This is a genomic window from Duganella phyllosphaerae (assembly GCF_001758785.1).
Lineage (GTDB): Bacteria > Pseudomonadota > Gammaproteobacteria > Burkholderiales > Burkholderiaceae_D > Rugamonas > Rugamonas phyllosphaerae.
In genome coordinates this window covers 51,543-64,363 of sequence record NZ_LROM01000082.1, presented here as the reverse complement: position 1 = coordinate 64,363, position 12,821 = coordinate 51,543, and the positions used below count along the sequence as shown (strand labels likewise).

Here is a 12,821-nt window from a genome sequence, read left to right as displayed (position 1 = left end):
CGGACCCACGTGGCGGGGCATGCGTATCGCAGGGTGGGTTTGAGGGGAGCTTACTTACCGCTCCGTCGGGCGGCAGTCATATTTCAAAAGCCCCGACTTTTCAGCCATGCTGGCGTGGGTACAACCACGCCGTGAGTTCGATCGCGACCTGGCGCCGCGCCACAGCAGGCGCATGGCGTCCGAGCGGTACGCGCAGGTCGCCACAGGCCAGCTGCGGCACGGCGTGGTCGGTGGGCGGCATCAGCACGCGCGTGTGCCACGGCGGCATCGACCACAGGCTGTGGGAGCGTCCGCGCCGCTGCTCGACCAGCAGGCAGTCAGCGGACAGTTCGATGCGGTCGAAGTCGTCCAGGTGCCGCGCATGGTGGTGCAGGCAGGCGGCCATCACGGCCGCTTCCAGCGCGGCGTAGGCCAGCATGTGCCAGTAGCCCCACCACAGGAAAACCGCCGCCAGCGCCAGCGTGGGCAGGCACAGCGCCGCGCCCAGCAACAGCAACTGGCGGTCGGTCAGCCTGCTGCGCCGGCGCAGCCACCAGCAGCGATGCAGGGGCGGGCCTTGCCACCCGCTGCCGCCGTTGCCGATACTGGTATCGCGCGGCATGGTGCGCCCTTTACGCCACCACCGGCGGCTTCTCGAAGGTATGGAACGGCGCCGGGCTCGGCACGGTCCACTCCAGGCCTTCCGCGCCTTCCCATGGCTTGGCGGGCGCCAGTGCGCCACCGCGGATGGTGGGCAGCACGATGGCGAACACGAAGTACACCTGGGTGAGGCCGAACAGCAGCGCGCCGATGGTGGTGAGCTGGTTGTAGTCGGTGAACTGGGTGGAGTAATCGACATAGCGGCGCGGCATGCCGGCCAGTCCCAGGAAATGCATCGGGAAGAAGGTCACGTTTACCCACACCAGCGAATTCCAGAAGTGGAACGCCGCGCGCTTTTGGTTGACCATGTGGCCGGTCCACTTGGGCGCCCAGTAGTAAAAGCCGGTGAAGATGGCGAACAGCGAACCTGCCACCAGTACATAGTGGAAATGGGCGACGACGTAATAGGTGTCATGCACCTGGATGTCGATCGGCGTGACCGCCAGAATCAGGCCCGAGAAGCCGCCAATGGTAAATACCCAGATGAAGCCGATGGCAAACAGCATCGGCGCCTCGAACGTGAGCGCTCCGCGCCACATGGTGGCGACCCAGTTGAACACCTTCACGCCAGTGGGCACGGCCACCAGCATGGTTGCGTACATGAAGAACAGCTGGCCCGTGATGGGCATGCCGGTGGCGAACATGTGGTGCGCCCACACGATGAAGGAAATGATGGCGATCGATGCTGCCGCATAGACCATCGATGCATAGCCGAACAGCGGCTTGCGCGAGAACGTGGGCACCACCTCGGAGATGATGCCGAAGGCGGGCAGGATCATGATGTATACCTCGGGGTGGCCGAAAAACCAGAAAATATGCTGGAACATGATCGGGTCGCCGCCAGCGGCGGCGTTGAAGAACGATGTGCCGAAGTGGCGGTCGGTGAGCAGCATGGTGACCGCCCCCGACAGCACCGGCATCACGGCGATCAGCAAGTAGGCGGTGATCAGCCAGGTCCAGGAAAACATCGGCATCTTCATCAGCGTCATGCCCGGCGCGCGCATATTGAGGATGGTGGTGATGATGTTGATTGCGCCCATGATGGACGAGATGCCCATCAGGTGAATGGCGAAAATCGCCATGTCCATGCCGGGGCCCATCTGGATCGACAGGGGTGGGTACAGCGTCCACCCCGAGGCGGTGGCGCCGCCGCCGGCAAAGAAGGAGCCGATCAGCAGCAGCGCGGCCGGCGGCAGCAGCCAGAACGAAAAATTGTTCATGCGCGCGAACGCCATGTCGGAAGCACCAATTTGCAGTGGGATCATCCAGTTGGCGAACCCCACGAACGACGGCATGATGGCGCCGAAAATCATCACCAGGCCATGCATGGTCACCATCTGGTTGTAGAACTCGGGCTGGAAGAATTGCAGCCCTGGCTGGAACAGTTCGAGCCGGATCAGCATGGCCAGTGCACCGCCACTCATCAGCATCACCAGCGAAAACCACAGGTACAGGGTGCCGATGTCCTTGTGGTTGGTGGCGTAGAGCCAGCGCCGCCAGCCGCGCGGGTGGTCGTGCTGGTGAGCGTGATCTTTGGCAAGGTCGTCGCCGTGGCGAAAGCCGTCGGGCGCACTTTTTTTGGTGGGAACGAAAGCGTTGTCGATGGTGTCGCTCATGGCGGCTGTCTCCGGTCAATTGGATCAGCATAGGAGGGCGGCATGCTGGCTCGTGTGGGGCAGTTTTCCGCAGACGTGTAGGACAGCGCGCTCCGATAATTTTGGCTTCTTCGGACTGTTATAGGATAACGCCGAGGGATGACACCGAGGGATGACGTCGAGGGACGACACAGAGACCGGGCAAGGCGGCACAGGCCGCGAGGGAACTTGCCGCAGTTTCCTACCTCCAACCACGTTTAAGGAGCCGAGATGAATACGCAAAACCGATCCGACAAGCTGCTGCCCGCCGATGACCAGGTGGCCGAAGAAGTCAATACCGACCAGCAATCCCCCGCCACGCGCCGCATCGGCCAGTTGCCGCAGCAGCCCGTGGGTGGGCAGTCGGTGGAAGAGGCGGTGGCTGATGCTGCCGGGGCGGTCGATGGCATCGAAAGCCCGCGCCAAGACAAAGATGAGAAGTAGCCTTCATCCGCTGGCAAGCTATTGTTTCAAGCATGCCCTGAACATCGTCGAATCGATGGTAAAGGTTTCCTCCTCGCGCACCGCAAAGTAGTCGCGGGTTTCCTGCGGCGCCCCGCGCAGCAGGCTGCGGATGGCGGTCACGCGCTCGGCCGGTGTGCGCATGCGTGCGGTCCATTCGTCGAACTGCATGTCCAGCTTCCAGCCGTCCACGCGCTCGCCGGCGAAGCCGGCCTCGGCTAACATGCGCAACCACTCGGACGCCCGGTAGTCGCGCACGTGCGAGCCGTCGCGCAGCAGTTCCACCGCTTGCAAGGTGGTGTCGTGCAGCGGCGACTCGGGCGCGGTGATGTCGATGACGACCAACACGCCGCCCGGCTTGAGCACGCGTTTCACTTCTTGCAGCGCGGCAGGCACATCGAACCAGTGATGGGCGGAAAAGCGCGTCATCACCATGCAGAACGAGGCGTCGGCAAACGGCAGGTTCGCCACGTTGCCTTGTTGCGTGACGATCCGTTCCAGCCCACGCTCCTGCGCGGCGCCAGCCACTACCGCCAGCATTTCCGGCGCCAGGTCGAACGCCGTGACCGACTGCGCCACCGGCGCCACCGCGAAGCTGGCGTGGCCGGCGCCGCAGCCGAGGTCCAGCACCACCGGGCGCTTGCTGCTGCCGGTCAGGTTGGCGGCGATGTCGCGCAAGGCGGTCAGGTCGGCGCCTTGCGCGTGGACCGCGCTGGTCAGGTAGGCGCTGGCGGTGTTGCCGAACTGTTGGGCGACGAGGGCTGGCTGTTGCATGAGATTTTCTCCAAAAAAGGTGGCGGTCAGGGCAGAATAAGCGGGTTTGTATCCTGTAACAAGACAAGGATTTATCCTGGTATAAGGAACTACCATGCAGAATCTCGGTGACTTCATCCGCGCCCACCGCGAGCGCACCACGCCCGACCGGGTGGGCCTGCCAGCGGGCGGGCGCCGTCGCACGCCCGGCCTGCGCCGCGAAGAACTGGCGCAACTGTGCGACGTCAGTCCCACCTGGCTGACCTGGCTCGAGCAGGGCCGCGACGTGGCGCCATCGGGCAAGCTGCTGGCGCGCCTGGCCGACGTGCTGCATTTGCGTGCGGCAGAGCGCGCTTACCTGTTCAGCCTGGCCGAACGGCTCGACCCCCATGGGGACGAGATGCACGAAGAAGTGCAGCCGTTGCAGGCGATGGTCGATGCGATCAACGCTCCGGCCTATGTGCTCGACCGCCAGTGGGACGCGCTGGCCTGGAACGCCGATGCGCTGGCGCTGTTCGGCGCCTGGCTGGACGTGGCGGCCGATGCGCCGACGCGGCCGAACCTGCTGCGCTTCATGTTCCGCAGCGCCGCGGCGCGCGGCCTGATCGTCGAATGGGGCGAGCGCGCCAGCCGCCTGGTGGCCGAGTTTCGCGCCGACATCGGCAAGCACACGGGCCTGCCCGCCATCGTGGGCCTGATCGCCGAGCTGGCGCAAGGCAGTACCGAGTTCCAGGCGCGGTGGACCTTGCAGGACGTGGTAGCCCGCGACGGCGGCCTGCGCCGTTTTCAGCATCCGGCCATGGGCGAGCTGGCTTTTACCCAGGTGACCATGCACCTGGCCAAGCGGCACGATCTGAAGCTGGTGATGTTGTTGCCTTGATCTCAATCTGGCTGAACTTAATGAGACAAGGGCTGTCCAAACTGGATGCGTGTGCGGAGTATGATGATTGGCTGAGATTCCAAGACCTGCGGAGGATGCTATGCAATATTTTGAGTTGCCGGAACTGATACAGATGTACCGGGACGGTGGCGTCCGCTCATTGAAAGTGGCGGAGGTCGGCGCAAAATATCAAATACACGTCATGACTGCGCAGGGCAGCGGTACCTTGCGCGATGGCACACTCGACCGTGGCATCGAATTTTCCACCTCCCAGCGTGCGGCGGCTTATCTTGTGGAGCAAGGGCTGTACGACAACGGCCAGTTGTCGTCCGTCGCACACGATGACTGGGTACGCTCCAAGGTTCAGGCATCGCTTGACGGCCTACGCGATGGCAGTAATGCAGTTTATTCAGAAGATGAGTGGGCTGAAATTCGTCGGGTAAAAAAAGCCAAGCTTGGTGTGTGATGAAGCGCCTCGTGCGTAGCGCGACATATCGCCTGGATCTGGACGACATCGAGAGGTATGTAGCACGCAGGGATCCCTTGGCAGCAGCGAAGCTTGTGGACCATATCGACGACCAGTTTGCCCATCTCGCCGATCCTGAATTTCCTCGCCGAGCAGGAAAAGTGAAGGATACTTTTGAACTGGTGGTCAATAAAAACTACATCGTCATTTTTATTGAGTCGGACACCGATATCGTTGCGCTCAACGTGGTACATGCCAAGCGACGCTACCCATGACTAGCGGTGTCCGTGTCAACTGCCTTCCTCGCACCCGCTGCAAAGCCGTTGTCACTTTGCTATAATCAGAGCCGGCCACGCATGTCCCATACCGACGGCCCTGGCTCCGGACGTCGCCATGATGACGTTCCCAGTGGCCCCTCCGGCCAGCGTAGCAAGGAGCTTCCCCTGACTTCCGCTTTCACCAATCCCATCTCCCGCAAGGAAAACCTGCACAGCATCTACGCCATGCTGATCGCCGTGATGATGTTCTCGTTCATGGACACCACCATGAAACTGCTCTCGGCGACCTATCCCGCCACCCAGGTCACCGCGCTGCGTGCGCTCAGCTCCCTGCCGCTGCTGTGCGCCTACATCTGGTACCGCGGCGCGTTTCGCGGCATCTTTAATGTTCGCTGGGGCATGCACGTGTTCCGCGCCGTGCTCGGCATCGCCATGCTCACCACGTTCGCCTATGGCTTGAAGGCGCTGTCGCTGGCCGAGGCGTATTCGATTTTCTTCATTGCGCCTGCGCTCATCACCATGCTGTCGGTGTTCGTGCTCAAGGAGCGCGTGGTGGCCGGGCAGTGGGTGGCCATCGTGGTCGGACTGGTCGGTGTGCTGGTGGTGCTGCGCCCCGAAGGCAGCGGCTTTCTCACGCTGGGCGGGCTGGCGATCCTGGCAGCGGCCGCGTGCTACGCGGTCTCGGCCATTACCGCGCGGCTGCTGGCGCGCACCGACAGCACCGAGTCGATGATGTTCTGGCTGCTCACCTTGATGGCAATCGGCGCGGTGGCGCTGGCGTGGCCCATGTGGGTGCCGGTGCGGGCGGCCGATGGCGCGACCTTGCTGGCGCTGGCGCTGTCGGGCTTTTTCGGCCAGCTGGCCATTACCAAGGCGTTCAGTACCGGCAAGGCTTCGATCGTGGCGCCGTTCGAGTACACGGCGCTGGCCTGGGGCGTGGCGATCGACAGGCTGTTGTGGCAGGCGCTGCCCGATGGCTATACCTTGCTGGGAGCGGGTATCATCATTGCCAGCGGCATCTACCTGGTGCGGCGCGAGTCTGCGCACAAGGAGTCGGAGCACCCATAGTCACCCTTAGCAACCCCGGCCAGACAACTTGGATATAATCAGCCCATGTTAAAACAACGCACCATCAAAGAACTGGTCCGCACCACTGGCGTGGGCCTGCATTCCGGGCGCAAGGTCGAACTGACCCTGCGCCCGGCCGAGCCCGATACCGGCATCGTGTTCCGCCGTGTCGACCTGTCGCCCATGGTCGAGTTTCCGTCGAGCGCGATGGCGGTCGGCGACACCCGCATGGCCTCGGTGCTGGTCAAGGACGGCGCCCGCGTCTCCACGGTCGAGCACCTGATGTCGGCCTGCGCCGGTCTCGGGATCGACAACCTGTACATCGAAGTCAGTGCCGAAGAAATCCCGATCATGGATGGCTCGGCCTCCTCGTTCGTGTTCCTGTTGCAGCAGGCCGGGGTGCTGGAACAGCCGGCGGCCAAGAAATTCATCCGCGTATTAAAACCGGTAGAAATCCGCGAAGGCACGGGCGAGCGCGAAAAATGGGCGCGCCTGGTGCCGCACGACGGCTTCAAGCTCGACTTCTTCATCGAATTCAACCATCCGGCGGTCGATGGCACGCAGCAGCGCGCAGTGGTCGATTTCGGCGACGTTTCGTACGTGCACGACGTGGCGCGCGCGCGCACTTTCGGCTTCATGCAGGACGTGGAAATGTTGCGCGGCATCGGCCTGGCGCGCGGCGGTTCGCTGGAAAACGCCATCGTGATGGACGAGTACCGCATCCTCAATTCCGACGGGCTGCGCTACGACGACGAATTCGTCCGTCACAAGATTCTCGATGCCATTGGCGACCTGTACCTGGTGGGTCACCCGCTGATCGCCGGTTACGAGGCGCACAAGTCGGGCCATGCATTGAACAACCAGCTGCTGCTGGAGTTGCTCAAGCATCCCGATGCTTACGAGATCGTCACGTTTGACAAGGTCGAGTCCGCACCGCAGTCATACGCCCGGCAAATGGCCAGCGAGTGGGCGCAGACCTAATTAAATTTCACGCCGCCGTGCCACCATCGCCTTCAGGGCAGCAATCAGGGTGGCATTCTGCGGCGACTGTTCGAGGTTGTTGCCGAGGTCGTCGAAGGCGGTCACTGCCGCGTCCGACAGCGACAGCGAACGCATCTGCTCCTTGATTTCGGCCGCCTTGGTCATCTGCACCTTCAGGCGGGTGGCGCTCACTTGCCAGCCGCGCTTGGCCAGGGTTTCCTGTAATTTCGGGATTTGCTGCTTGAGCTTGGCTGCCAGCGCGGCGTTCGGCACCGACAGGGTCAGCTGGCCGTCTTCGAAAGCGAGGATGTCGCAGTAGCGGAACATGGCCGGCAGCGCGGTGGCGCAGTCTTTTTGCAGCGCGGCCATGCGTTCGATGGCGGGCAGCATGGCGGCCATCTTGTCGTCGCGGCGCAGGAAGTCGGTGGCGACCACGGCGGTGCGGCGCTTGATTGTCAGGTTGGAGGAATTGAATCGCATGGCGCGAACATATCACAACGGCGCCCCGCGCGTCATCCACCGGCCACGCTGTCACCACCGGGTAAAATAGGTTGATTGGGTGACATTGTTCACACCTCGGCCATTGTTATCCAGACCATAGACCCAATGTACGACCCGACGCGTGATAAAATCACCGTCTTTTGCCATAGTCGAACTCCGTGCGGTCGGCCCGTCCCCCTACCGAGCTTCACCTACAGAGCTTTTTTAACGGCGTTTTTTCAAGAATTCAAGCATGTCATTACTGACCAAGATTTTTGGCAGCCGCAACCAGCGACTGCTCAAGCAATACCAAAAAACGGTACGCGAGATCAATGCCCTCGAGCCGGCCCTGGAAAAACTGTCGGATGCCGAGCTGCAAGCCAAGACGCCCGAGTTCAAGGACCGGTTCGCCAAAGGCGAGTCGCTGGACGCCCTGTTGCCTGAAGCGTTCGCGGTCTGCCGCGAGGCCAGCAAGCGCGTATTCAAGATGCGTCACTTCGACGTGCAGATGCTCGGCGGTATGGTTCTGCACCATGGCAAGATCGCGGAAATGGGCACCGGCGAGGGTAAAACCCTGACCGGCACCCTGCCTGCCTACCTGAATGCGCTGTCCGGCAAGGGCGTGCACATCGTCACCGTCAACGATTACCTGGCCCAGCGCGATGCCGAGACCATGGCCAAGCTATACAGCTGGCTCGGCCTCACCACCGGCATCAACCTGTCGCAGATGGACCACGGCACCAAGCAGCTGGCTTACCGTTCGGACATCACCTACGGCACCAACAACGAGTTCGGTTTCGACTACCTGCGCGACAACATGGTGTTCGACGCCAAGGACCGCGTCCAGCGCGAACTGAACTTCGGCATCGTCGATGAAGTTGACTCGATCCTGATCGATGAAGCGCGTACTCCTTTGATCATCTCGGGCCAGGCTGAAAATCACACCGACCTGTACTACAAGATCAACGAAGTGCCGCAGCACCTGACCCTGCAAGTGGGCGAGGAGACCTCGGACGGCAAGGGCAAGATCGAAGTGCCGGGCGACTACACCAAGGACGAGAAATCGCACCAGGTGCTGCTCACCGAAGCCGGCCACGAGAAGGCCGAAGCCATCCTCACGCAAATGGGCCTGCTGGCCGAAGGCGCGTCGCTGTACGACTCCGCCAACATCACGCTGGTGCACCACCTGTACGCCGCGCTGCGCGCGCACGCGCTGTACCACAAGGACCAGCAGTACGTGGTGCAGAACGACGAAGTCGTCATCGTCGATGAATTCACCGGCCGCCTGATGACCGGTCGCCGCTGGTCCGACGGCCTGCACCAGGCGGTGGAAGCGAAAGAAGGCGTCAAGATCCAGAACGAGAACCAGACCCTGGCCTCGATCACGTTCCAGAACTACTTCCGCATGTACGCCAAGCTGTCCGGCATGACCGGCACGGCCGACACCGAAGCCTACGAATTCCAGGAAATCTACGGTCTCGAAACCGTCGTGGTGCCACCGAACCGTCCATCGGCCCGCAAGGACCGCCAGGACCAGGTGTACAAGTCGGCGCAGGAAAAGTACAACGCCATGATGCTGGAAATCCGCGAGTGCTACGACCGCGGCCAACCGGTGCTGGTCGGTACCACCTCGATCGAGAACTCCGAACTGCTGTCGAGCATCCTGACCAAGGCCGGCCTGCCGCACAACGTCCTGAACGCCAAGCAGCACGCCCGCGAAGCGGAAATCATTGCCCAGGCCGGTAGCCCGCGGGCGATTACCATCGCCACCAACATGGCCGGTCGCGGTACCGACATCGTGTTGGGCGGTAACGTGGAAAAGCAGATCCAGTTCATCGAAGCCAATCCCGACCTGTCCGACGCCGACAAGGCCAAGCAGGCCCAGGCACTGCGCGACGGCTGGCAAGCACTGCACGAAGAAGTGGTGGCCGCTGGCGGCCTGCACATCGTCGGCACCGAGCGCCACGAATCGCGCCGCGTCGACAACCAGTTGCGCGGCCGTGCGGCACGCCAGGGCGATCCCGGCATGTCGCGCTTCTTCCTGTCGCTCGACGATCCGCTGCTGCGCATCTTTGCCGGCGACCGCATGCGCGCCGTAATGGACCGCCTGAAAATGCCGGAAGGCGAACCGATCGAAGCGGGCATCGTTTCGCGCTCGATCGAATCGGCCCAGCGCAAGGTCGAGGCACGCAACTTCGACATCCGCAAGCAATTGCTGGAGTACGACGACGTTGCCAACGACCAGCGCAAGGTGATCTACCAGCAGCGTAACGAGCTGCTCGAAGCGACCGACACCAAGGAACTGATCGACTCGCTGCGCCACGGCGCCTTCACCGACCTGGTACGCGAATACGTGCCGGCCGAATCGGTGGAAGAGCAGTGGAATATCGCCGGCCTGGAAGCGACGCTGGCGTCCGAGTGGCAAATCGACCTGCCGCTCACGAAGATGCTCGAGACCGAGAAAGACATCAACGACGACGACGTGCTCGAACGCGTGCTCGCTGCCGCCGATGCGCAGTACGAAGCGAAGATCGCCATCGTTGGCCGCGAATCGTTTGCCGGCTTCGAGCGTAACGTCATGCTGCAAAGCGTGGACAGCCACTGGCGCGAGCATTTGGCCGCGCTCGACCACCTGCGCCAGGGTATCCACCTGCGCGGCTACGCGCAAAAGAATCCGAAACAGGAATACAAGCGCGAAGCGTTCGAGCTGTTCGGCCAGATGCTGGACATGATCAAGAACGAAGTGGTCAAGCTGATCATGACGGTGCGCATCCAGTCGCGCGACGAGATCGAACAGGCCGAAGCCGAGATGCAGAAGTCGCACGTGGAAAACGTCAGCTACCAGCACGCCGACTTCGACCCGAACGCGGCGCCGGAAGACCTGCTGGCGCCCGCACCGGCCTCGGCATCGGGCAACAACTACGCCGGCCTGCCACCGGAACTGCAAAACCTCACGGGCGAGCAGCTGATGGAAATGGGCCTGAAAGTGGGCCGCAACGACCCTTGCCCATGCGGCAGCGGCAAGAAATACAAGGCTTGCCACGGCAAGCTGGCGTAAGTCGGTTCGATTGAAAAAGCCACCATTGTCGCTCGCGCGGCAATGGTGGCTTTTTTACGACCGTCGGTACGGCGTCAAAATGCCGCATGGCGTCAATTTGTCACCGGGCGTCTGTCTTATGCCATATTTTGCGTGAAATACGCCTGTTCAGACCAACTACCGAAGGTATTCCGATGAGCGCAATAATCGAGACAGAACGCGAGACAGAACGCGAGAAAGCACGTGGCCACCGGACCCACAGTGGCCGCCACTACTTCATCTTACGGCAGCGTCAAAATCACCTTCACTGACTCATCGACGGCCGACTTCTCGATGTAGCCGATCGCCTTCGGATCGGCTGCCACCGCCTTTTTCACTTCGGCGGCGCTGGCGTATTCTTTCGGTGCGGTGGCCTTGCCGGTAAATACCAGCTTCGACCACAGCGCCTTGACTTGCGCCGTGTCCTTGTCAGCCACTTTCTTGTAGAACTCGGCGCGCACGGCCGAGCTTTCCGGCAGGTCCACCGGGGTGAACAGGTTGGATTTGCCGAGGAAGAACTGCGACGCCTGTTCCGAGAACATGCGGGTAGCGGGGTTTTTCGGGCTGACGATGACGACTACTTCGGCCGAGGCCGGCAATGCCAGGGCGCCCAGCGCCGCCATCAGTGCTGCAGCAATAATATTTTTGTTCATAGGTGCTCCCGGATCAGAATACGAAGTCGAGGCCGACTGCGACCACGTTGATGTCTTTGGTGGTGCCGGCGGCCGGCGCGTGGATCAGGTAGCCGGACTTGGCTTTTGGCTTCACGTGGTCCAGTTGTACCTTCAGCGCCATCGATTTGGCGAAGTCCCAGCGCACGCCGACCAGGCTGGTGCTTTGTTCCTGGGCGCCCATCAGGCCGGTGACGGCGCCGCGCAAGGCTGCCGGCGCGGCCGCGAAGGCGGCAGGCACGGTCACCGACTTGCCGTGGCCTTCCACGGTGGCGTGGGCAACGTAAGGCACGAATTTGCCGATGCGGTAGCCGGCCATCGCATACCAGGCATTGGTGTCGGCCAGGTACACCGGCTCCTTGGCGCGGCGCTGCGCGTATTCGGTTTGCAGCACGATGTTGTTCCAGTCCATGGTCATGCCGACCGAGGTGAACGCAATCTTCTTGCCATCCTTGAAGTTCAGATCGGAGGCCAGTTTGCCGAAACCGACGGCCGTCAAGGTGCTGCTCAAGGTGTTGAGCGAACCGATGTCGTTGATTTCCATGTCGGCGCGGGCGTGCGCGGCGCGCACCACGAACGGGCCGTATTCGCCGCTGATGCTGATGCCGGCGTCCGGCGCGCGGTAGGTGGCGACCGAGCCGCTGCCCGACGACACGTAAATCTTGCCGCGCGAAACACCGACAAAGGCCTGCGCCGTGAAGGTGAGGTCGCCAAAGTTGGTCTGGTAATTGATATCGGCGCCGTCCGAGTTTTCAATCGGGTTCTGCGCGTACAGTTCGACCGGCGGGCGCATCATAGTGTTGGCGTAACCGACGTTCTGGTAATCCGAGATCAAAAACGTCGGCACGACCACGCGGCCCACGCGCACGCTCACTTCATCGTTGATCTTCGCTTTCAGGAAGCCCCAGGTCACCTCGGTGCCGAAGTTGCCTTCCGGGCCTTTGCGGGTCAGCACTTGCACCGTGCCCGACAGCCAGTCGTTCATCTTGTAGGTCGCTTGCAGGCCGAGGTTGGTGTCGAGGCTGATGCGCGGGCTGTCGCCGACGCCCTTGGCCTGGTTGTAACGGGCGAACTCGGCGACGTCCGAATTACTTTTGGCAACGCCAACGGTGCCGAAACCGCTGATGCTGAGGTTGCCGTCGTCGAGGGCGCCGGCATGGGCCTGCATGGTGGCCATGGCGGCCAGAATCGCTGCTGCTAACAGTTGCTTTTTCATGGGATGCTTATCCTTGCGGTAATTGGTCTGCTGTTGTGTTCGGTACTGCGGGGTATGGGGCAATGCGGGGATGGGGCATTCGTTGGCAACATTAAACTAAATTGCCGTAGAGCATGAGAATTTATGCAAATAAGTGGACGAACGTACTATATTTCGTCGTTTTTACGCAAAATCCCTGCGGAATCAACAAGTTGTACGACATCGTGTCAGTAATCAG

13 protein-coding genes are annotated in these 12,821 nt (G+C 61.9%); 7 read left to right on the top strand and 6 right to left on the bottom strand.

All coding sequences use genetic code 11. From position 1 onward, the window contains the following. Positions 1-100: 100 nt before the first annotated feature. Positions 101-601 (bottom strand): DUF2244 domain-containing protein, encoded by a 501-nt coding sequence (locus DUPY_RS11615; RefSeq protein ID WP_070248180.1) that lies wholly within the window; start codon positions 599-601, stop codon positions 101-103. A gap of 10 nt (positions 602-611) precedes the next feature. Beyond that, the gene (gene ctaD / locus DUPY_RS11610; protein ID WP_084640666.1) at positions 612-2,255 is read right to left on the bottom strand and encodes a cytochrome c oxidase subunit I; all 1,644 of its coding nucleotides are present in this window, start codon (positions 2,253-2,255) and stop codon (positions 612-614) included. A 249-nt stretch (positions 2,256-2,504) separates the two neighbouring features. Between ctaD and DUPY_RS11605 the strand changes: the two genes are divergently transcribed. After that, the gene (locus DUPY_RS11605; protein WP_070248178.1) at positions 2,505-2,717 is read left to right on the top strand and encodes a hypothetical protein; all 213 of its coding nucleotides are present in this window, start codon (positions 2,505-2,507) and stop codon (positions 2,715-2,717) included. 18 nt (positions 2,718-2,735) lie between these two features. Here the strand turns inward: DUPY_RS11605 and DUPY_RS11600 are convergent, their stop codons facing one another. After that, positions 2,736-3,509: a class I SAM-dependent methyltransferase gene (locus DUPY_RS11600; protein ID WP_070248176.1), complete on the bottom strand. Its 774-nt coding sequence runs from the start codon at positions 3,507-3,509 to the stop codon at positions 2,736-2,738. Between the two features lie 94 nt (positions 3,510-3,603). On the opposite strand from DUPY_RS11600, the gene DUPY_RS11595 reads away from it, so the two are divergent. The 5 genes from DUPY_RS11595 to lpxC all read left to right on the top strand — a co-directional run bounded on the left by DUPY_RS11595 (position 3,604) and on the right by lpxC (position 7,161). Continuing rightward, positions 3,604-4,368: a helix-turn-helix transcriptional regulator gene (locus tag DUPY_RS11595; protein ID WP_070248174.1), complete on the top strand. Its 765-nt coding sequence runs from the start codon at positions 3,604-3,606 to the stop codon at positions 4,366-4,368. A gap of 100 nt (positions 4,369-4,468) precedes the next feature. Next, on the top strand, positions 4,469-4,834 hold the full coding sequence (locus tag DUPY_RS11590; RefSeq protein WP_070248172.1) for a hypothetical protein: 366 nt from the start codon (positions 4,469-4,471) through the stop codon (positions 4,832-4,834). Beyond that, entirely contained in the window at positions 4,834-5,109 is a 276-nt protein-coding gene (locus tag DUPY_RS11585; protein WP_070248170.1) for a type II toxin-antitoxin system RelE/ParE family toxin, read from the top strand. The genes DUPY_RS11590 and DUPY_RS11585 overlap by 1 nt, the downstream gene beginning before the upstream one ends. Before the next feature lie 228 nt (positions 5,110-5,337). After that, positions 5,338-6,180: a DMT family transporter gene (locus DUPY_RS11580; RefSeq protein WP_070248168.1), complete on the top strand. Its 843-nt coding sequence runs from the start codon at positions 5,338-5,340 to the stop codon at positions 6,178-6,180. Positions 6,181-6,225: 45 nt separating this feature from the next. Beyond that, complete coding sequence (gene lpxC, locus DUPY_RS11575; protein ID WP_070248166.1) at positions 6,226-7,161, top strand: UDP-3-O-acyl-N-acetylglucosamine deacetylase; 936 nt, start codon at positions 6,226-6,228, stop codon at positions 7,159-7,161. Here lpxC and DUPY_RS11570 read toward each other — a convergent pair whose 3' ends face one another. After that, a complete protein-coding gene (locus DUPY_RS11570; protein WP_070248163.1) occupies positions 7,162-7,641 on the bottom strand; it encodes a DciA family protein in 480 nt (159 codons plus the stop codon). Between the two features lie 253 nt (positions 7,642-7,894). On the opposite strand from DUPY_RS11570, the gene secA reads away from it, so the two are divergent. Further along, positions 7,895-10,699, top strand: coding sequence for a preprotein translocase subunit SecA (gene secA, locus DUPY_RS11565; RefSeq protein WP_070248161.1), 2,805 nt, complete (start codon positions 7,895-7,897; stop codon positions 10,697-10,699). 260 nt (positions 10,700-10,959) lie between these two features. On the opposite strand, the gene DUPY_RS11560 is transcribed toward secA, so the two are convergent. Further along, the gene (locus tag DUPY_RS11560; RefSeq protein WP_070248159.1) at positions 10,960-11,370 is read right to left on the bottom strand and encodes a hypothetical protein; all 411 of its coding nucleotides are present in this window, start codon (positions 11,368-11,370) and stop codon (positions 10,960-10,962) included. Positions 11,371-11,383: 13 nt separating this feature from the next. Then, positions 11,384-12,604, bottom strand: a complete 1,221-nt coding sequence (locus DUPY_RS11555) for a porin (protein WP_070248157.1) — start codon at positions 12,602-12,604, stop codon at positions 11,384-11,386. Positions 12,605-12,821 lie beyond the last annotated feature (217 nt).